The sequence below is a fragment of the Marinitoga sp. 1137 genome (assembly GCF_001941525.1).
GTDB lineage: Bacteria > Thermotogota > Thermotogae > Petrotogales > Petrotogaceae > Marinitoga > Marinitoga piezophila.
On the sequence record NZ_CP009471.1, the window covers coordinates 157,690 to 177,875 of the forward strand.

Here is a 20,186-nt window from a genome sequence, read left to right on the forward strand (position 1 = left end):
TAATTTCATAATATATATTTAGAAAGAGAGGTATTAAAATGGGGAAAAGTATAAGTTACTCAGCTATACTAAGCGTTTTGGCGGTATTATTATTTTCAGCTCAAATGTTTATACCTGTATTTGGTATTTTAATTTCTTTTTTTAGTTTAATTCCGCTTGTATTGGTATATGAATTGACGGATATGAAATATTTTATTATTTCTGTAATAACTACGGGTTTTTTAATTTTAATGATAAATGATCTTTTTGGAATGATATTTTTTACCACATTTTTACTTCCGCCGGTTTTGGGGTTGGTAGTTGATAAAAAAAAGAAAATACTCCACATTTTATTTTTTCTCGTACCAGTGGCGTCTTCCTATTTTATGTATAAATCTTTTTTTAATGTAGTAATATTCAGATATCTTTGGCCGTTAATTGGAGCTGGTGCATATATTAGTATAAAATTTTATTATAGTAGAATATCAAAACTTATTCTCAATAAACTACCTACTATATTTTATCAAAAAAAGGCGTAAAAATGAAATAAAAATAATAATTTAAATATAAAAAATAAAAATGAGGTGAGAGATATGGATTATATTGATCTTGTTATAGAAAAAATGGTATATGGAGGATATGGGTTTGCCAGATATGACAATAAAATTTATATGGTTGAACATGCATATCCTGGTGAGTTTGTAAGGATAAAAACAAAATATAATAAAAAAGATGTGTATTTTGCAGAAGTTGTTGAATATCTTGAAAAGGCACCATATAGGAATAGACCGGTATGTCCGCATTTTTATGAATGTGGTGGTTGTCAATTATTGGATATGGATTATTCAAAACAATTGGAAATAAAAAAAAGCATTGTAAAAGAACAAATGAAAAGAATTGGTAAAATCGATGAATCTCTTGTAGAAAATGTAGTGCCATCTGATGAAATAAACCATTATAGAAGCAAAATGGAATTTGCATTTGCTTATAAAAATGGTGAAGTAAAATTAGGATTAAAACAACGAAATAGTAATGAAATTATAGATATAAAAAATTGTTTATTAGCTCCAAAAGAATTTAATAGAATAATTACAGAGGTAAAAAAAATATTTGAAGCTTTAAATATGAAAATATATAATCCAAAAAGAAGAAAAGGAGAGTTTAAACATCTTGTATTAAGAAAATCATTTTCAAAAAATGAGATTATGGCTATCTTTATAACAAAAACAGAATACATTTCTAATTATAAGAAGTTTAAGGAATTAATATTAAAAAATATAAAAGCAGATTCTTTTATCCATGTCATGAATGGTTCTGATTCTGTTGTTTTAAGAGGACCATATAAAACATTAAGAGGTGAAGGAGTAATAAAAGAGGATTTTGATGGTTTTGAATATCAAATTCCACCAACAGCATTCTTTCAAAATAATTATTTTATAACGAAGAAAATTTTAGAGGAGTTTGTTGAAATAGTAAAATCTGAAAAAATTTCTGGAACAGCATTAGATTTATATTCTGGAGTTGGACTATTTTCAATATATCTTGCCCCACTATTAAAACACATTACAGGTGTTGAAAGTAATAATGTGTCTGTAAAAGCCGCCAAAGCAAATGCGAACATAAATAACATAAAAAATGTTAGTTTCGTAAAAGAAGATGTGGAAAAATTTATAGAAAATTATGATAAAAAATTGGATTTAATCATTCTTGATCCGCCAAGAAGTGGATTGAGTAAGAAAATCTTAACAAAGATAACAGAATTGAAACCTAAATATATCTTTTATTTATCCTGTGATCCAAGCACTCTGGCAAGAGATCTATCAAAAATGCAAGAATTCTATAATATAGAAAAAATAAAGCCTTTCGATATGTTCCCAAATACTTTTCATATAGAAAATTTTGCGTTTTTAAAGTTGAAAAACAGTAAATAAACCTGATTATTTTAATTTTTCTTTAGATATTGAATTGAGACACCTTTTTTTGGTATAATATGTATTGTTAAAATTAAAAATTGGAGGGAGGCCTTTCCATGGAATTTATTTCAAGGATAAATGTATTACCAAAAGTGCCTGAAAATTTAAAAAAATTACCAGAATTAAGTAGAAATCTCTGGTGGACCTGGAATTATGATGCACAGGAGATTTTTGAAAGAATTGATGAAGATTTATGGGTTGAAGTAAATAGAAATCCTGTTGCATTTTTAAAAAAGGTAAGCCAGAAAAAATTGAACGAGGCAGCGCAAAATCAGGCTATATTGAGTTTATACTCTCAGGTAGTGGAAAAATTTGAAAATTATATGAAAGCTGAAAATACATGGTTTAAATCCACACATAAACAATATAAAGGTGGAGAATTTGCATATTTTTGTGCTGAATATGGATTACATGAATCATTTCCAAATTATTCTGGAGGATTAGGTGTATTAGCTGGTGATCATTTAAAATCAGCAAGTGATTTGGGAATTCCATTGGTTGCTGTTGGACTTTTGTATAAACAGGGATACTTTGAACAAAGGATTAATTCTGAAGGCTGGCAGGAAGCTATTTTTAATCCTTATGATTTTGATAATTTTCCTGTAGTTCCAGTAAAAGATGATGAAGGAAATGAAATTTATATAACAGTAGAAATGGATAATAGAAAAGTTTATGCGAAGATATGGAAATTATCCGTTGGAAGAATAAATTTAATTTATCTTGATACAGATATTCCGCAAAATGATCCTGAAGATAGAATGATTACCTACCAATTATATGGCGGGGATCAGGAAATGCGAATAAGGCAGGAAATGCTTTTGGGTATTGGAGGAGTTAGAGCATTAAGAACTCTTGGATATAACCCATCGGTATGGCATATGAATGAAGGTCATTCTGCATTTTTAGGTTTAGAAAGAATTAGAGAATTTGTTCAGGAACACGGTTTAACATTTAGAGAAGCAGTTCAAGCAGCAAAAGCTGGTGCGGTATTTACAACACATACTCCTGTTCCAGCAGGTCATGATGCATTTCCTTTTCATTTAATGGATAAATATTTCAAAGATTATTGGCCACAACTTAAAGCATCAAGAAGGGAATTTCTTGACTTAGGAGCTGAAATAAGGGCTGATGGTTCTGAATTATTTTCAATGACAACATTAGCTTTAAATTTATCCTCAAGAGCAAACGGAGTAAGTAAATTACATGGTGAAGTATCACGAGATTTAGCAAAAGACATATGGAAAGGACTTGAAGCAGTTGAGGTTCCAATTACACATGTAACAAATGGTGTTCATGCAACAACATGGATTTCCAAAGAATTACAGGATTTATTTGCTCATTATCTTGGAAAAGACTGGCATGAAAAGATTGATGATCCTGATTTATGGAAAAAAATTGATGAGATTCCAGATGAAGAATTATGGAATGTAAGAAAATCTTTAAAGAAAAAATTAATTGAATTTGTACATCAAAGAACTAAAGAACAAAGAATGAGACATGGTGAAACAGTAGAACAACTTGAAGAAATAGAAAATATTCTTAATCCAAAGGCTTTAACAATAGGTTTTGCAAGAAGATTTGCAACATATAAAAGAGCTACATTAATTTTTAAAGACCTTGAAAGGCTCAGTAAAATTTTAAATAATCCAGAAAGACCTGTTCAATTGATTTTTGCGGGTAAAGCACATCCGGCAGATAGACCAGGTCAGGAATTAATAAAAAGAATTTACGAAATTTCAAGAATGCCTGAATTTAAAGATAAAATAGTATTTATTGAAAATTATGATATGAATGTTGCAAGGCATTTAGTAGCCGGTGTTGATGTATGGCTTAATAATCCACGAAGACCAAGAGAAGCAAGTGGAACAAGTGGTCAAAAAGCTGGTATGAACGGTTCTCCGAACTTTAGTGTTCTTGATGGTTGGTGGGTTGAAGGTTATAATGGAAAAAATGGATGGGCTATAGGTGATGAAAGAGATTACACAGACCTTGAATTACAGGATAGAATAGATAGTTCATCAATGTATAATACTCTTGAAAAAGAAATTGTACCTCTTTATTATGACCATAATGAAGAATTGGGAGTTTCAAGAGAATGGATAAAAATAATGAAAGAATCTATAAAATCAGTTACATCATTCTTTAATACACATAGAATGCTCAAAGAATATACACAAAAATTATATATGACTGCAGCGGAATTAGGAGAAAAGTTTGTAAAAGATAATTTTGAAATAGCTAAGAAATTCTCTGCTTGGGTAGAAATATTGGAGAAAAACTGGGGAAATATTAGAATAAAAGTTCTTTCAAATGTAACTGAAGACATTGAATATTCAACTGGTGGAAAAATAGAAGTAAAAGCAGAAGTTTATTTACCGGGAATTGGGCCGGATTCTGTACTTACACAAATTGTTGTAGCAAAATTGGAAGACAACAAAATAGTTACATTAAAATCGTTTGATATGAAGTTGAAAAAAGAAGTAAATAAAGATACATATTTGTATGAAGGTGAATTTGAAATAGATGAAAGAGGGCAGTATGGCTGGAATGTAAGAGTTATTCCATATAATCCTATAATGCCATATCAACATTATTTAATAGGTTTTGTAAAATATCCACAATAAGATAAAGGCGGCTTTTAAAGCCGCTTTTTTTACGTTTATGCTGAAAGAGGTTGTTTGTTTTTATTTTTAAAAATATTTTTAATTTCTATATCGAAAATATATTTAATATATCTTTCTAATTCTTCAATTGAATTAATAGAAGTTAAATCTTTTTCTGTGATAGCATTTTCCAGACCAATTAATTCGAGGTAAAACTTATTATTATCTGGATTAATAAAGAATTTTTTAAAATAATGCTTTTTTTCTTCATACCATTTTACTAATTCACCACTTTTTATCATATTATTTCCTCCTTTTAGTATTTTTATACTTTTTAATTACTACATCATAATCAATACATTTATATATTACTATATTTTTTTCATTAATACAATTAAGAAAGAGTAACTTTAATGTTACAATTCTACTATAAGGTAGAAAATGGTGTATAATATAAGTGATATAAAAAAAGTGAGGTGAATAAATTGAAGAATGAAATTGGAGAAAGAATAAAAAAATTAAGGGAAAGAAAAGGAATATCAAGAGAAAAACTTGGAGCTATTATCGGAATAGCGGGAAATAGTGTATATAGAATTGAAGCGGGTATTAACAAGCCTTCAGCTGAAGTAATTATAGAATTGGCAAAATATTTTGATGTAAGCACAGATTATTTGCTAGGATTGGATAATATATCAGGTAATGACACTTATGTAAGAGTGGAAATGAAAAAAATTCCTGTATATGAAAAAGTTGCTGCAGGAGTGAGTGGTGCAGCACAACCAGTAGATTATCCTATTGATGAAATTTATATACCAAAAGGTTGGAAAGGAACATTTGCAGTTGAAGTTGTTGGGGATAGTATGGAACCAGAAATAAAAGAAGGTGACTACGTAATAGTTGATCCGGAATCGTATATAGATTCAGGAAATAGGGTAATAGCATTATTAAATGATGGTGAAGACGCATTGGTTAAAGTATTCAGGAAAACATTTGATGGAACTATAATGTTATATAGTTTAAATCCGAAGTATGAACCAATTATTTTAACTCCAGATTTAAGATGGAAAATAATTGGAAAAGTTGTGAACTTATATAGGAGATATTAATATAAAAAATAGGAGCTTAAGCTCCTATTTTTTATATTATGGCGGAGAGGGTGGGATTTGAACCCACGGACGGGTTGTGCCCGTCACACGCTCTCCAGGCGTGCGCCTTCGACCGCTCGGCCACCTCTCCAGCATATTTAATTTCCATAATATTTTATCATATACATTGATTTTAGTCAACTACTTTATTTAAACGAAATTAAAATTTATTATTAATCTTTTTTCGTTCTCATTTGTAAATAATCTTTTAATTTTTTTATATCTTTATTATCAATTTTTTTTATATCTCCGGGATTAGGAACTTCATTTACAGTCCAAGGACCAAACTTAATTCTTTTAAGTTTTAGTACATTATATCCTAATACTTTAAACATTAATCTTACCTGTCTTTTTTTTCCTTCATGGATACTAATAATTACTTCTGAATATTTTCCTTTTTTTCTAATTTTTTCAATTTTGGCAGGTTGAGTTTTATAATTTTCTATAATTACCCCATTTTTAAGTTTTTCAATATCTTCGTTTTTTATATGTTTATTAATTAATACTTTGTATGTTTTATAAATCTTTTTTTTGGGGTGTAAAAGTAAATTAGCTAATTCTCCGTCATTAGTAAGGAGCATTAATCCGGAAGTATTATAGTCCAATCTTCCTACATGAAAAACCTTTTCAGGTATTTTTCCTTTTATTAGATCAGTAATAGTTTTTCTTCCTCTATCATCGGAAAGAGAGGATAAATATCCTATAGGTTTATGCAATAAATAATATACATAATTATCTATATCGTTTATTTTTTCTCTGACATATATTTTTTTATTATTTATTTCAATAATATCTTTATCTGAAAGCAAAAACCAGGGTTCTTTGATAGTTTTTCCATTTACTTTTACCTTTCCCGAGATAATCATTTCTCCAACTTTTCTTCGAGAACCTTCACCTATCTTCTGGAGAAATGTCTGAAGTTTTATCAATTTTAGCACCTCTTAACTCTTCTATAGTTTTTTCTGGTAATAATTCAAAAAAAGTCTCTGAAAGATCATAAACAAATCTATTTTTTGTATTGTTTTTTCTTTTTTTAACAATTAATCCCATTTCCATAAGTTTTTTTATTTGATGGTATGATGATTTTCCGCGTGATTTTTCTATTTCTGTTGTAGAGGATGGACCGTTTAAAAGTAAAATAGCAAGAATTTCAAATTGTGATTCAGTAAGAGAAAATGTTCTTGGGCGTGGTTTTAAAATAGATTTTATTTCACTTTTTATAGTAAATCTATATTTTCCTTCAAACATTTCCAGTTCTATTCCATGAAATTCTGAATTATAATGTTTCCAAATTTCAATTAAAATGCTATTGACTTTTTCTTCTGAAATTTCCAATTTTTCTGAAATTTCTTTTACAGAAAAGCCGGAACTTTTTGAAAATAACATAGCTTCAACTATAGGGATAAGATGCTTATTCTGCACCTAATGTCACCTCTTTTTTAGAACGAATAAATTCGTAATTTTCATTAATATAATGAATGCCATTTCTTACAAGTGTCAATGATGCAAGAAAATAAACTATAAATCTCAATCTATTTTTGTTTGAAAGGATATACAATTCTTGTAAAGTAAATCTTTCCATTTTTTCAAGTTCTTCTATAGCTTCTTCTACTGTAAAACCTTCACGTAATATTTCTAATTTATGCTGAAGCCGTATATAATCTGTCATATATAAGTCTAACTGTTCATAAATTTTCTTTTTATCAAATCTCATAGCCTTAACTCTAATGGGTTTCTTAGTATTATTTTTTCCAAAATTATCCTTAAGTTTTTCCATAGCTTTCTTTATTTGATCATAATCCTCGATAATATTATATAATGTATTTTTTTGACGTGTAAACTCTTTATCTTCATTGGCTTTTGGTAATAATTCTTTTGATTTTAATAAAGTTAGATAAGATGCAATTCTTAAGAACTCACCAATATCATTTAAATTGTCATAATTTTTTTCTATATATTCGTTAAATATGTCAGCAATATAAGATACCGGTAGCATACGCACCGGTATCTTTTTTTCTCTTATAAGGTCAACTAAAACTTCAAAAGGGCCTGAAAAGATATCCAATTCAATATTTATGTCGGAAAACATATAATCACCACCTGAGGTTCATAGCCTCCTTAACTTCTTCCATAGTTTTTTTCGCTACAGCGGAGGCCTTTTTATTACCTTCATGAATCACATTTAAAACATCTTCATCTGAAATTTTTTCGTATTTTTCCCATATTGGTTTTAAACGTTCTTCCATATTTTTTAATAATAATTTTTTACATTGAACACAGCCAATATCAGCAGTTGTACATCCTTTTACAACCCAATCCAGCTCTTCTTGATTTAAAGTAAATGCTTTATGATATTCCCAAACAGGGCATTTTTCTGGAGTGCCAGGATCTGTTCTTCTCATTCTTGCAGGATCTGTCATCATTGGCATTATCTTTTTCTTCAATGATTCGTGGTCTTCATCTATCATTATAATGTTTCCATAACTCTTTGACATCTTCCTACCATCGGTACCAGGCAATTTTGGTATTCTTGTAACAATTGGTTCTGGCTCCGGAAATACTTCTTTATATAAATTATTAAATCTCCTTACAATTTCTCTACTTAATTCAATATGATAAACCTGATCTTCACCAACCGGAACGCCTGTTGCTTTATATAAAATAATATCAGCAGTTTGCAAAACTGGATAAGTTAAAAATCCAGCAGTTGATAAATCCCTATTTTCAAGATTTTCTTTTAAATCTTTATAAGTTGGTATTCTTTCCAATCTGCTAACAGAAACGAGCATATTTAATAAAAGATATAATTCGGCATGTTCCTTAATCGCAGATTGAACAAATATTACAGATTTTTCTGGATCAATTCCAGCAGCAAGATAGCCTCTTACTATATCAATTGTAGATTGGTATATCTTATGACTTTCTTCTTTGTGAGTGGTCAATGCATGCCAGTCTGCAACAAAAAAGAAAGTTTCATTTCCTTCATCCTGCAATCTTTTCCAATCTTCTAACACCAAAACATGACCAAGATGTAATTTTCCAGTTGCACGCATACCACTTAAAATTCTCACATAAAACCCTCCTTTTTTCCCGTTTACTCTTTTTATTTTACCACATTTTGTGGTATTATATACTATGAAAAATAAAAATTCAAGGGGGTAACTTAAATGAAAGATTCAAATGCTCAACAGAAAAGAGGTTTCTCAAATAATTTTATTTTGATAGCCTTATTATTTATACTGGCAATAAGTATTGTAAATATTTTTATGGTTAAAAATATGAAAACAAATTTCAAGGTAATAAAAAGCGATAATTATTATTATATAAATGACGATAAAAGCGTTGTAATGTTTTCTAAAGTTGAAATTCAGGCTGAAGATGAAAAATCTTATAACCGATTAATTGAAAATTATGATAAACCTGATGAAGAAAAAAGAAAGGCATATGAACAATTTTTATCAAAATTAACAGAAAATACAGGGCGTGATTTCAAATTAGTATCTTTAGAATCATCATTGACTACAAACAATAATAATTATACAATATATGTCAATGAAAAAGCTGTGATTTTTGGATTTATTAAAGATTTAGGTAATAACAAATATGAATTTTCTCTTAATTCACAAAAAATGAATCTGGCAAATTCTACATTATATATTTATAAACCTAAAAATTGGGAGTTTATTGAAACATATCCTCAGCCAACAGAAATTACTGAAGATTATTTGTTATGGAAGGATGCTGGCGAAATTGAATTTCCAACAATAAAATTAGAAAGGGTTGAAAAATGATAACGCTAATCATTTTTATATGGTTAATAGGATTATCTATTATATCTCTTATTAATCTCTCCTTATTAATTTCATTATGGAAAAAATTTAATAGTTTTTCTATAACAATTGATTCTTCCATTGAGGATCAAACAAATACTTTATTAGCACGTTTTCAAAAAATAACCTCGTCAAGACTAAGGGCTTTAGATAACAAAATCGAAATTCTTGATCAACTTATAAAAGATGCCGATGAAGCATATATGAAATCTTTTTCGATGCTTACTGATCTTGAGAAAAAAACAGATGAGCTAAAAAGAGAAAGAACAAATTTAAAGATAAAACAGGAAAAAAGAAGATTAGCGGAATCGTCTTCGCCTATGAAAGAGAAACATATCCCAAAAATAGATTATCAGCAACGTGAAATATCAATTAGATACAACAGAGAAAATATTGAAAAAAATTATAAAACACATGTAATTGAAAAAGAAATTGAAGAAGAAAAAAGTCCGGAACAAATTTTAAAAGAAAAAATAATTGAATATTATGATAAAGGAATGAGCATACAGGAAATTGCAAAAATGCTTGATAAAGGATCAGGTGAGATAAAACTTATAATAAACTTATACCATAAAAATAAAAAATAAAAAATTTAGTTGTTATAAAATATAGGGAATAGCCATTTGACTATTCCCTATATTTTATATTAAAATCTTACTTTTAACTCTTTATTAGCAACCTTTTCATCTAATCTCCTAACAGGTGTATTTCGAGGGGCACCTTTTAGAATTTCTGCATCTGATTTTGCTTCTTCTAATATTTTATGCATAACATCTACAAAATGGTCTAATTCTTCTTTAGATTCTGTTTCTGTTGGCTCAATCATCATAGCTTCATGCACAATCAATGGGAAATAAATTGTTGGTGGATGAATGCCATAATCAAGCAACCTTTTAGCAAAATCAAGAGTTTTTACTCCATATTCTTTTAAGAATGTTCCATCGATGATAAATTCGTGTTTGCATACTTCATCATAAGCAATTTTAAATTCTTTTTCCAATTTCTTTCTTAAATAATTTGCATTTAATACAGCCATTTCACTTGCGAATTTTAATCCATCATGACCCATTGAAAGAATATAAGTATAAGCTCTTACCATTACAGAGAAATTTCCATAGAATGTTCTTAATCTTCCGATACTTTTAGGGATATCATAGTTTAAATAATATTTTCCATCTTCATTTAAGTCTACAACTGGTTTAGGCAAATAATCTTTTAATTTAGCTTTTACTCCAACAGGCCCACTTCCAGGTCCACCCATTCCATGTGGAGTTGAGAAAGTTTTATGAAGGTTAACATGAACTATATCAAATCCCATATCTCCAGGTCTAACCTTACCCATTATTGCATTTAAGTTAGCTCCATCATAGTAAAGAAGGGCATTATGTTCATGAGCTAATTTTGCAATTTCAAGAATATCCTTTTCAAATAAACCAAGAGTATTTGGATTTGTAAGCATGATAGCTGCTACAGTATCATCCATTTTTTCTTTAAATTCTTCAAGGTCAACCCTTCCATCAGGACCTGATTTTACTTCAATAACATCAAAACCAGCCATTTTAGCTGATGCAGGGTTTGTTCCGTGAGCTGAGTCAGGCAAAATAACCTTTGTTTTATTTGTATATCCATTATCATCGATGTATTTTCTTACAATAAGCATTCCTGTAAGTTCACCATGAGCACCTGCTGCAGGTTGTAATGTAACAGCATCCATACCAGTGATTTCGCCAAGGTAATTCTGAAGATTGTACATTAATTCAAGAGCACCTTGAGTATATTCTTCATCTATATATGGATGTATGTTGTTAAATAATCCAGCCATTTCTTCGTTAATCATAGGATTATATTTCATTGTACATGAACCTAATGGATAAAATCCACTATCAACAGAATGATTCTTTCTTTCTAAATCATTGTAATGTCTTACGACTTCAAGTTCAAAAACCTGTGGAAGATTTGGTTTTTCTTTTCTAATTAATTCATCTTCCATTTCGATTTTTTGTTCTGGTACATCTAATTTAGGCAATGAAAATGATGTTCTTCCTTCTTTTGACTTTTCAAAGATTAATTTCATCGATTTCACCTACCTTAGAAATCAAGTAGTCAATTTCTTCTTTTGTATTTAATTCAGTTGCGCAGAATAAACCATAATTATTTAATTCATTATAGAATTTTCCAAGATTTAATGGACCAACAAATTTTTCTTCATATAATTTCTTATTAAATTCATCAAGATCGAATTTTGGTTTTAAAACAAATTCATTAAAGAAAGGTCCTTCAAATACAGGTTCAAACTTTTCTGTTTCCATTAATTTTTTAGCAAGATAATGTGCTTTTTGATAGTTTTGATATGCGATTTCAGCTAAACCTTCTTTTCCAACAACACTTAGATAAACGGAAGATAAAACAGCCATTAAAGCATGGTTAGAACATATATTTGAAGTGGCTTTTGCTCTTCTGATGTGTTGCTCTCTTGTTTGAAGAACCATAACAAAACCTCTATTTCCATCAGCATCTACAGTTTCACCTATAATTCTTCCAGGCATCTGTCTTATGTATTGCTTTTTAGAAGCAAAAAATCCAAATGTTGGACCGCCAAAAGACATATAATTTCCAATAGATTGTCCTTCGCCAACTACAATATCAGCACCAAGTTTTCCGGGTGCTTCTAATAATCCAAGTGCAATAGGATATGCATTAACTATAAGTAATACTTTTTCTGGTAATACTTCTTTTATAGCTTTTATATTTTCCACAACACCAAAGAAATTAGGATATGAGATTACTACGGAACTTATATCTTCTGTTAATTTTGATTTTAAATCTTCTATATCAATTCTTCCTGTTTTTTCATCATATTTTACAGTTTCTAATTCCAGATTCTGTGATTCTATGTATGTTCTTGAAACCTCAATATATTCAGGATGTAAGGAAGAAGCTACTAAAGTTTTATATTTTTTATTTATTCTTGAAGCCATTAAAATAGCTTCTGCTACAGCACTTCCTCCGTCATACATTGAAGAGTTTGCAACTTCCATACCTGTTAATTCACAAATAGCAGTTTGAAATTCATATAATGCTTGTAATGTACCTTGAGAAACTTCAGCTTGATAAGGAGTATAAGCAGTTAAAAAATTTCTTTTGGTTGCAAGTTGATATACAGCTGAAGGAATATAATGTTTATAAATTCCGGCGCCCCTAAACATTGCATATTCATCAAGATTTATTGTTCTATTAGCCAATTCCATAATTTCTCTTCTTACTTCAATTTCTGATTTTGATTCAGGAATATTTAAATCACCTTCAAAAAGTTTGGGAATATCTGAATATAATTCCTTAATATTTTTAATTCCAATAACTTCCATCATTTCTTTAATATCTTCTTCTGTATGTGGAATGTATGGATATTTTTTCACCAATGTCACCTCACTTTTAAAATTTCAAAAGACCCGGAAAACCGGGCCTGAAATTATAGAGAATTCTTATATTCTTCTTCAGATAATAATTCGTCTAATTCGCTTTCATCACTGATTTCCATTTTTACAATCCAACCAGCATTTTCTGCATCATCATTTATTAGTTCAGGAGAAGCATCAAGTTCTGAATTTACTTCAATTACTTTTCCTGAAACAGGAGAGTAAACATCACTTGCAGATTTTACTGATTCAACAGCACAAAGAGCTTCGCCTTTTTTGATTTCTTTTCCTTCTTCTGGTAAATCAACATATGTTATATCTCCAAGTTCTTCTGCTGCATGTGCTGTTATACCAATTGTTGCAATGTTACCTTCTACTTCTACCCATTCATGTGTTTTTGTATACTTTTTCATTCTCATACCCTCCTAAAGTTATTTTCTTGTTTTTACACTACCTCTGTAAAATGGTATTTTTATTACTTTTGCCTTAACCCTTTTATTTCTTATTTCAACTTCAATTTCTGTATCTTTCTTATAATATGGTTTATTTAACATTGCTAATGCGATTGGCTTATTTAATGTAGGAGAAACTGTTCCACTGGTAATAAATCCAACTTCTTCATCACCAACAAAAACTTTATAACCATGTCTTGGAATTCCTTTTTCAAGCATTTCTATTCCTTTTAATCTTCTTCTAATGCCAACTTCTTTTTCCTTCAATAAACCTTCTTTTCCAATAAAATCCTTTTCGAAGTCAACAGCCCATTTTAATCCAGCTTCTAAAGCTGTTATTTCTTCATTCATATCATTTCCGTATAATAAATATGTTGCTTCTAATCTTAAAGTATCTCTTGCACCAAGTCCTGCTGGTTTTCCATCGTATTTAGGAAGTAATTCCAATAATTTTCTCCACATTGGAACTGCTGCCTCTTTATCAAGATAAATTTCAAAACCATCTTCGCCTGTATAACCTGTTCTTGAAATTAAACATTCAATTCCGTTAATTCTTCCTTCAGTGAAATTATAATATGAAATATTTTTCAAATCAACCCCTGAAATTTCTTGTAACATTTCTTCAGCTTTTGGTCCTTGAACAGCAATTTGTGCAATATTATCAGAAATATTTTTAACTTCTACTTCAAAATCTTTTGCTTTTTCAGCAATCCAATTATAATCTTTTTCAATGTTAGAGGCATTTACAACCAACAATATATGTTCATCAGAATACTTATAAGCTAATAAATCATCTATAACTCCACCATTTTCGTTAAGCATTGGAGAATATACGATTTCTTCTGGTTTTATTTTTTCAACATTATTGGTTATTAAATAATTTACAAACTTAACAGCATCTTTACCTTTTATATCAATTTCACCCATATGAGAAACATCAAAAATTCCAACGTTATTTCTTACAGCATTATGTTCTTCCTTAAGTGAAGAATACCATACTGGCATTTCCCAACCACCAAATGGAACCATCTTTGCTCCTAACCTTACGTGTTCGTCATACAAAGGTGTTCTTTTTAAATTTTCCATTACTCTGCCTCCCTATTTTCAAGAATTTGTTTTGCAACATTATAATCTTCTTCATTTACATAAAGATTCATTATTGTGCCATTACCAAAAAATTCGCTCCCAATACCAATTTCTTTAGGAGCTTTTAATAATACATTTATTCCATTTGATTCGAGCAATTGTTTTATCATTTGAGCTTCAAAGTCATTAATGTGAGATTTTAAAATTTTCCACATTTTCACACCTTCTTTCAAATTCTATTATACATCTAAAATTTGTTTTTATAAAGAAAAGAAATTTTATAAAAAACATGGTATAATATCAATAAACGGCGATAATTGAAAAAAATTTCATATATTCATAGATTTTCATGTTTAATAACTTTTAAGGAGGGAGAGACAAAATGCCTCAAATTAAGAAAATAGGTATTATAACAAGTGGTGGAGATGCTCCGGGGATGAATGCAGCAGTACGTGCTGTAACAAGAACAGCAACTTCAAATGGATTGGAAGTAATAGGATTCTACAAAGGTTATGCAGGAATTCTTGATAAGGAATATACTGAATTGACTTATGCATCTGTTGGAGGAATAATGGAAAAAGGCGGAACTATTTTAAGAACTGCGAGGGTACCGGGATTTAAAGATCCTAATATTAGAGCAGAAGCAGCAAGAAATTTAAAAGAACTGGGTATAGATGCATTAATTGTAATTGGTGGTGAAGGAAGTTTAACAGGTGCTAAATTATTATATGAAGAACATGAAATACCAATTGTTGGAATTCCTGCTTCTATTGATAACGATATACCTGATACAGATATGGCAATTGGTGTTGATACATGTTTAAATACAGCTGTAGACTCAATGCAAAAATTAAAAGATACAGCATCTTCTCATGAAAGAGCATTTATTGTAGAAGTAATGGGAAGAGGTTCTGGATATATAGCTTTAATGTCTGGTATAGCAGTTGGTGCTGAAGGAATAATAATTCCGGAATTGCCAATTGACTATGATCAATTAACAGATAAAATTTGGGAACAAAGAAAAAGAGGAAAAATAAATTGTATTATTGTTGTTGCAGAAGGTGCTGCAAGCGCATATACAGTTGCAAGACATTTTGAAAATAAAATAGGGTATGAAACAAGAATAACCATTTTAGGTCATATTCAAAGAGGAGGGTCACCAACTGCATTTGATAGAATATTAGCTTCAAGAATGGGTTATGAAGCTGTAAAGTTTTTGCTTAATGGAGAAGCTGGAGTTATGGTTGCTTTAAACAGAAGCAAACTAATAGCAGTTCCTATTGATAAAGTATTAAGTGAAAAGAAAGAGTTAGATTATGAATTAGTAAAATTAGCAAATACATTATCATAAGGAGTGATGAGAATGACAATGAGAAAAACAAGAATTGTTGCAACAATAGGGCCTGCAACTGAATCAGAAGAAATGGTAAGAAAATTAATAGAAGCTGGAGCTGATGTTTTAAGATTGAATACATCTCATGAAAACCCAGAAGTTCATGAAAAAAGAATTGAAACTATCAAGAAAGTAAGAAAAGAATTTGACAAACCTGTGGCGATTTTATTGGATCTTGCAGGTCCAAAAATTAGAACAGGAAATTTCTATAAAGATGAAATTACACTTGAAGAAGGACAGGAATTTATATTAACAGCAGAGGAAGTTACAGGCGATGAAACAAAAGTATCGATTAATTATAAAGGATTACCAAAAGATGTAAAACCAGGAGATAAAATTTTAGTTAATGATGGAAAATTAAAGTTAGAAGTTATAGAATCTGACGGAGTTAACATAAAAACTAAAGTTTTAAATACAGCAACAATTACACATAGAAGAGGAATAAATGCACCAGGGGCAGATATAAAAATTCCAGCGTTAACAGAAAAAGATAAAAAATATATAGAATTTGGTATTAAACATGAAGTTGATTATTTTGCACTTTCATTTGTTAGAAAGCCAGAAGATGTTCTTGAAATGAGAGAAATATTAAATTCCTTAAATGCAAAAGATGCACAGATTATTAGCAAAATTGAAACAAAGCAAGCAATAGAGAATGATCTTGAAAAAATTATTGAACTCTCAGATGGTGTAATGGTTGCAAGAGGAGATCTTGGAGTTGAAGTAGAAGTTGAAAAAATTCCGGTTTTACAAAAAAGAATTATAAAAATTGCAAATAGAATGGCTAAACCAGTTATTACAGCAACTCAAATGCTTGAAACAATGATAGAAAATCCAGTTCCAACAAGAGCTGAAACAACAGATATTGCAAATGCAATTTTAGATGGAACAGATGCAATAATGTTATCCGGCGAAACATCAATAGGAAAATACCCCATAGAAACAGTTAAGGTTATGGATAAAATAGCTAAAGAAACTGAACCATATATTAATCATTATAGTACTTTGTTCTATGAATTTGATGAAGAAGATGATTCAACTACAAATGCAATTTCAAGAGCTGCTAATGAAATTGCTGTAAGTTCAGGAATAAAAACTATAGTAGCTGTTACTGATAGAGGTTATACAGCTCGTGCAGTATCCAGATATAGAGAAAACGTAAATATAATAGCTGTTACTCATTCAGAAAAAACATACAATAGGTTGGCATTAGTTTGGGGAGTAAAACCAATGATAGTAAATGAATTTGTAAGTACAGACACCATGCTTTATATTGTTAAACAAACTTTAAAAGAAGAAGGATTAGTAAAATCAGGAGAAAAAATTATATTTACAGCTGGAATCCCTTATGGATTCTCAAGTAAAACAAACTTTTTACATATTGCAGAAATAAAATAATGTTAATATAACAAAAAACGCCTCGAATAATTCTGAGGCGTTTTTTTGTTATAACACATTTTTTAAATATTTTCCTGTATATGTATTTGCTTTGATAATATCTTCTGGAGTTCCTGTGGCTACAATATATCCTCCTTTTTCTCCACCTTCAGGACCAAGATCAATAATATAATCTGCATTTTTAATAACATCAAGATTATGTTCTATTATTATTACAGTATTTCCTTTTTCAACCAATTTATGCAAAACTTCAATTAACTTTCTCACATCTTCAAAATGCAAACCAGTAGTAGGTTCATCAAGAAAATATATAGTTCTTCCTGTGTCTCTTTTTCTTAATTCTGAAGTAAGTTTTATTCTTTGTGCTTCACCACCGGATAATGTAGTTGCTGGTTGTCCGAGTTTTATATATCCAACTCCAACATCATTTAATAATTGAAGTATTCTTTTAATACGAGGAATATTCTCAAAAAATTCCAGTGCTTCTTCTACAGACATATCTAAAACATCAGCAATTGTTTTATCTTTATACTTTACAGTAAGCGTCTCTTTATTATATCGCTTTCCTTTACATACATCACAGGTAACATAAACATCGGGCAAAAATTGCATTTCAATCTTTAAATAACCATTACCTTTACAAGCTTCACATCTTCCTCCTTTTACATTAAAACTAAACCTGCTTTTTGTATATCCTTTCATTCTAGCTTCTTTTGTTGCAGCAAATAAATCCCTTATTAAATCAAATACACCTGTATAAGTTGCAGGATTACTTCTTGGAGTTCTTCCAATTGGAGATTGGTCAATAGCGATAACATTATCAATATATTCCAATCCTTTTATTTCTTTATACTTTCCAGGTCTTACTTTTGAATGTCTTAGCTCTTTTAATAATGCTGGATATAGTGTATCCATTATCAAAGAGGATTTTCCAGAACCAGAAACACCTGTTACCACGATAAATTTTCCAAGAGGAATTTCTACATTTACTTTTTTTAAATTATTATGTTCTGCTCCAATTATCTCTATCTTTTTATCTGTTTCAACACGTTTAGTTTTATATTTTATTAACTCTATTTTTTTCTTTCCTGAAATATATTGTCCTGTAAGGGATTTTCCAGGATTTTTAAGAAGATTTTTAACTGTCCCGCTATATACAACTTCTCCACCATTAATTCCAGCGCCGGGGCCTAAATCAACTATATAATCTGAAGATTTTATTACTTCTTCATCATGTTCAACTATAATAACAGTATTTCCTAATTCTTTTAATTTTTTCAAAGTTTCTATTAATCTGTCATTATCTCTGGGATGTAAACCTATTGTTGGTTCATCAAGTACATATGTTACACCAGTTAGCCCTGAACCAATTTGAGTAGCAAGTCTAACCCTTTGTGATTCTCCACCTGATAAGGTATTTGCACTTCTGGAAAGAGTTATATATCCCAATCCTACATCAACAAGAAATCCTATTCTTTTCTTTATCTCTGTTAATAATTCTCCAACAATCTCTTTTTCCTTTTTGGTTAAAGATATTGTTTCAAAAAATTCTTTGGCTTTTTCAATTGGCATTTCAGTTATTTCCTGAATATTTTTGCCATTGATTTTAACGTTTAAAGGTTCTTCTTTTAACCTTTTTCCGTGACAGGTATTACACGTTTTCATTACCATGTATTCCTTTTGATAATATAAACGTATTTCATCATTCTCAGCATTTCTATAACGTCTCTCATACATATTGATAAGTCCTTCAAACTCTTTATAATAACGATAAACACCATTTGAAGTTTTGTACTCAAATCTTATAGGTTCTGTTGTTCCATATAAAATACCATCAATAGTTTCCTTTTTTAAATCCTTTATTTTCTTCTGAGGGTCATCATTAAAATGTTTTATAACATTTTCAATTACCTTCATCATATATGTATCTTTTCCAAAAGAAACTCCACCATTATATATATTTTTTTCATAATCTAAGATATATGTGGGTTCAAATTCGAATTTAAAACCAAGGCCATGACATTCCTCACATGCACCATATGGGCTATTAAAAGAAAAAAGTTTTGGAGTAATTTCAGGGAAACTAAACCCACATTCAGGACAAACCAATTTTTCGCTATATGTTTTCTTTTTTAACACATTACCTTCTTTATCCAATTCTCGAATTTCAACAAATCCATCAGATTCCTTTAAAGCCAGCTCAATAGCTTCATATAACCTTTCGAAATTCTCCTTTTTTAACTTTAATCTATCAATAAGTAAATTAATTGTATGCCTATAGCTTTTCTTTAAAGATGTAATTTCATCCAGATCGTATATTTCACCGTCAATTTCAACACGCTTATATCCATTTTTTCTCATTGTTTCCAATTCTTTTTTGAATTCACCTTTTTTCTCTTTTGCAATAGGTGCAAAAACGTATAACCTTGAATTTTCATCAAATTGGTCATACACTCTTTCAATAATTTCATCAATTGAAGATTTTTCAACAGGAATTTTACATTTTGGACAATATGCTTTTCCAATTCTGGCAAATAAAACCCTCATATAATCATATATTTCTGTAACTGTACCAACGGTAGAACGTGGATTGTGGGATACAGATTTTTGTTCTATGGCAATTGCAGGCGAAAGTCCTATTATTTGTTCGACATTTGGTCTTTTTAATTCGCCAAGAAATTGTCTTGCATATGAAGAAACAGATTCCAAATATCTTCTCTGACCTTCGGCATATATTGTATCCATTGCAAGTGTAGATTTTCCAGAACCAGAAAGTCCTGCAATAACCACTAATTTATTTTTAGGGATTTTTACATCTATATTTTTTAAGTTATGTTCTTTGGCACCTTTCACATATATATAATTCATATTTTCACCTCACACTAAATTATACCACATATATTATTTCTGT

The 20,186-nt window shown here is 29.6% G+C and carries 19 protein-coding genes and 1 tRNA gene; 8 read left to right on the top strand and 12 right to left on the bottom strand.

From position 1 onward, the window contains the following. Window positions 1–38 precede the first annotated feature (38 nt). The 3 genes from LN42_RS00860 to glgP all read left to right on the top strand — a co-directional run bounded on the left by LN42_RS00860 (window position 39) and on the right by glgP (window position 4,576). Window positions 39–518 carry a DUF2232 domain-containing protein gene (locus LN42_RS00860; protein ID WP_014295657.1) on the top strand — a complete coding sequence of 160 codons (480 nt, stop codon included), beginning with the start codon at window positions 39–41 and terminating at the stop codon, window positions 516–518. Between the two features lie 54 nt (window positions 519–572). After that, on the top strand, window positions 573–1,910 hold the full coding sequence (rlmD, locus tag LN42_RS00865; protein WP_075780114.1) for a 23S rRNA (uracil(1939)-C(5))-methyltransferase RlmD: 1,338 nt from the start codon (window positions 573–575) through the stop codon (window positions 1,908–1,910). 98 nt (window positions 1,911–2,008) lie between these two features. Further along, window positions 2,009–4,576, top strand: a complete 2,568-nt coding sequence (gene glgP, locus LN42_RS00870) for an alpha-glucan family phosphorylase (RefSeq protein ID WP_014295659.1) — start codon at window positions 2,009–2,011, stop codon at window positions 4,574–4,576. Window positions 4,577–4,611: 35 nt separating this feature from the next. Here the strand turns inward: glgP and LN42_RS00875 are convergent, their stop codons facing one another. Then, the gene (locus LN42_RS00875) at window positions 4,612–4,857 is read right to left on the bottom strand and encodes a hypothetical protein (protein WP_014295660.1); all 246 of its coding nucleotides are present in this window, start codon (window positions 4,855–4,857) and stop codon (window positions 4,612–4,614) included. A 183-nt stretch (window positions 4,858–5,040) separates the two neighbouring features. Between LN42_RS00875 and LN42_RS00880 the strand changes: the two genes are divergently transcribed. Beyond that, window positions 5,041–5,661 (top strand): LexA family transcriptional regulator, encoded by a 621-nt coding sequence (locus LN42_RS00880; RefSeq protein WP_014295661.1) that lies wholly within the window; start codon window positions 5,041–5,043, stop codon window positions 5,659–5,661. Window positions 5,662–5,700: 39 nt separating this feature from the next. Here LN42_RS00880 and LN42_RS00885 read toward each other — a convergent pair. The 5 genes from LN42_RS00885 to trpS all read right to left on the bottom strand — a co-directional run bounded on the left by LN42_RS00885 (window position 5,701) and on the right by trpS (window position 8,771). Further along, window positions 5,701–5,791 (bottom strand) — tRNA-Ser (locus tag LN42_RS00885). A gap of 82 nt (window positions 5,792–5,873) precedes the next feature. Then, a complete protein-coding gene (locus LN42_RS00890) occupies window positions 5,874–6,629 on the bottom strand; it encodes a pseudouridine synthase (RefSeq protein ID WP_014295662.1) in 756 nt (251 codons plus the stop codon). Beyond that, a complete protein-coding gene (locus LN42_RS00895; protein WP_014295663.1) occupies window positions 6,592–7,122 on the bottom strand; it encodes an SMC-Scp complex subunit ScpB in 531 nt (176 codons plus the stop codon). The genes LN42_RS00890 and LN42_RS00895 overlap by 38 nt, the downstream gene beginning before the upstream one ends. After that, window positions 7,112–7,789, bottom strand: a complete 678-nt coding sequence (locus tag LN42_RS00900; RefSeq protein WP_014295664.1) for a ScpA family protein — start codon at window positions 7,787–7,789, stop codon at window positions 7,112–7,114. Before LN42_RS00900 ends, LN42_RS00895 begins: the two co-directional genes overlap by 11 nt. A gap of 4 nt (window positions 7,790–7,793) precedes the next feature. Then, on the bottom strand, window positions 7,794–8,771 hold the full coding sequence (gene trpS, locus LN42_RS00905; RefSeq protein WP_014295665.1) for a tryptophan--tRNA ligase: 978 nt from the start codon (window positions 8,769–8,771) through the stop codon (window positions 7,794–7,796). A 96-nt stretch (window positions 8,772–8,867) separates the two neighbouring features. On the opposite strand from trpS, the gene LN42_RS00910 reads away from it, so the two are divergent. Beyond that, a complete protein-coding gene (locus LN42_RS00910) occupies window positions 8,868–9,491 on the top strand; it encodes a DUF4897 domain-containing protein (protein ID WP_014295666.1) in 624 nt (207 codons plus the stop codon). Next, window positions 9,488–10,117, top strand: a complete 630-nt coding sequence (locus LN42_RS00915; RefSeq protein ID WP_075780115.1) for a hypothetical protein — start codon at window positions 9,488–9,490, stop codon at window positions 10,115–10,117. Before LN42_RS00910 ends, LN42_RS00915 begins: the two co-directional genes overlap by 4 nt. Window positions 10,118–10,176: 59 nt before the next feature. On the opposite strand, the gene gcvPB is transcribed toward LN42_RS00915, so the two are convergent. The 5 genes from gcvPB to LN42_RS00940 are packed head-to-tail and all read right to left on the bottom strand — an operon-like array spanning window position 10,177 to window position 14,699. Continuing rightward, window positions 10,177–11,604 (bottom strand): aminomethyl-transferring glycine dehydrogenase subunit GcvPB, encoded by a 1,428-nt coding sequence (gene gcvPB / locus LN42_RS00920; RefSeq protein ID WP_014295668.1) that lies wholly within the window; start codon window positions 11,602–11,604, stop codon window positions 10,177–10,179. Next, on the bottom strand, window positions 11,588–12,946 hold the full coding sequence (gene gcvPA, locus LN42_RS00925; protein WP_014295669.1) for an aminomethyl-transferring glycine dehydrogenase subunit GcvPA: 1,359 nt from the start codon (window positions 12,944–12,946) through the stop codon (window positions 11,588–11,590). The genes gcvPB and gcvPA overlap by 17 nt, the downstream gene beginning before the upstream one ends. Before the next feature lie 53 nt (window positions 12,947–12,999). Then, window positions 13,000–13,365 carry a glycine cleavage system protein GcvH gene (gene gcvH, locus LN42_RS00930; protein ID WP_171814206.1) on the bottom strand — a complete coding sequence of 122 codons (366 nt, stop codon included), beginning with the start codon at window positions 13,363–13,365 and terminating at the stop codon, window positions 13,000–13,002. A 12-nt stretch (window positions 13,366–13,377) separates the two neighbouring features. Continuing rightward, window positions 13,378–14,484, bottom strand: a complete 1,107-nt coding sequence (gene gcvT / locus LN42_RS00935; RefSeq protein ID WP_075780116.1) for a glycine cleavage system aminomethyltransferase GcvT — start codon at window positions 14,482–14,484, stop codon at window positions 13,378–13,380. Then, the gene (locus tag LN42_RS00940) at window positions 14,484–14,699 is read right to left on the bottom strand and encodes a putative signal transducing protein (RefSeq protein ID WP_014295672.1); all 216 of its coding nucleotides are present in this window, start codon (window positions 14,697–14,699) and stop codon (window positions 14,484–14,486) included. Before LN42_RS00940 ends, gcvT begins: the two co-directional genes overlap by 1 nt. A gap of 176 nt (window positions 14,700–14,875) precedes the next feature. On the opposite strand from LN42_RS00940, the gene pfkA reads away from it, so the two are divergent. Beyond that, complete coding sequence (pfkA, locus tag LN42_RS00945; protein WP_075780785.1) at window positions 14,876–15,835, top strand: 6-phosphofructokinase; 960 nt, start codon at window positions 14,876–14,878, stop codon at window positions 15,833–15,835. Between the two features lie 12 nt (window positions 15,836–15,847). Continuing rightward, window positions 15,848–17,275 carry a pyruvate kinase gene (gene pyk / locus LN42_RS00950; protein ID WP_014295674.1) on the top strand — a complete coding sequence of 476 codons (1,428 nt, stop codon included), beginning with the start codon at window positions 15,848–15,850 and terminating at the stop codon, window positions 17,273–17,275. A 48-nt stretch (window positions 17,276–17,323) separates the two neighbouring features. Here pyk and uvrA read toward each other — a convergent pair whose 3' ends face one another. After that, window positions 17,324–20,143 carry an excinuclease ABC subunit UvrA gene (gene uvrA, locus LN42_RS00955; protein ID WP_014295675.1) on the bottom strand — a complete coding sequence of 940 codons (2,820 nt, stop codon included), beginning with the start codon at window positions 20,141–20,143 and terminating at the stop codon, window positions 17,324–17,326. Between the last annotated feature and the right edge of the window lie 43 nt (window positions 20,144–20,186).

What these genes read in the sequence shown, in the direction of transcription:
- LN42_RS00860 (WP_014295657.1), top strand. Translation starts at nt 39, where the DNA reads ATGGGGAAAAGTATAAGTTACTCAGCTATACTAAGCGTTTTGGCGGTA.
- rlmD (WP_075780114.1), top strand. Translation starts at nt 573, where the DNA reads ATGGATTATATTGATCTTGTTATAGAAAAAATGGTATATGGAGGATAT.
- glgP (WP_014295659.1), top strand. Translation starts at nt 2,009, where the DNA reads ATGGAATTTATTTCAAGGATAAATGTATTACCAAAAGTGCCTGAAAAT.
- LN42_RS00875 (WP_014295660.1), bottom strand. Translation starts at nt 4,857, where the DNA reads ATGATAAAAAGTGGTGAATTAGTAAAATGGTATGAAGAAAAAAAGCAT.
- LN42_RS00900 (WP_014295664.1), bottom strand. Translation starts at nt 7,789, where the DNA reads ATGTTTTCCGACATAAATATTGAATTGGATATCTTTTCAGGCCCTTTT.
- LN42_RS00910 (WP_014295666.1), top strand. Translation starts at nt 8,868, where the DNA reads ATGAAAGATTCAAATGCTCAACAGAAAAGAGGTTTCTCAAATAATTTT.
- LN42_RS00915 (WP_075780115.1), top strand. Translation starts at nt 9,488, where the DNA reads ATGATAACGCTAATCATTTTTATATGGTTAATAGGATTATCTATTATA.
- gcvPB (WP_014295668.1), bottom strand. Translation starts at nt 11,604, where the DNA reads ATGAAATTAATCTTTGAAAAGTCAAAAGAAGGAAGAACATCATTTTCA.
- gcvH (WP_171814206.1), bottom strand. Translation starts at nt 13,365, where the DNA reads ATGAGAATGAAAAAGTATACAAAAACACATGAATGGGTAGAAGTAGAA.
- gcvT (WP_075780116.1), bottom strand. Translation starts at nt 14,484, where the DNA reads ATGGAAAATTTAAAAAGAACACCTTTGTATGACGAACACGTAAGGTTA.
- LN42_RS00940 (WP_014295672.1), bottom strand. Translation starts at nt 14,699, where the DNA reads ATGTGGAAAATTTTAAAATCTCACATTAATGACTTTGAAGCTCAAATG.
- pyk (WP_014295674.1), top strand. Translation starts at nt 15,848, where the DNA reads ATGACAATGAGAAAAACAAGAATTGTTGCAACAATAGGGCCTGCAACT.
- uvrA (WP_014295675.1), bottom strand. Translation starts at nt 20,143, where the DNA reads ATGAATTATATATATGTGAAAGGTGCCAAAGAACATAACTTAAAAAAT.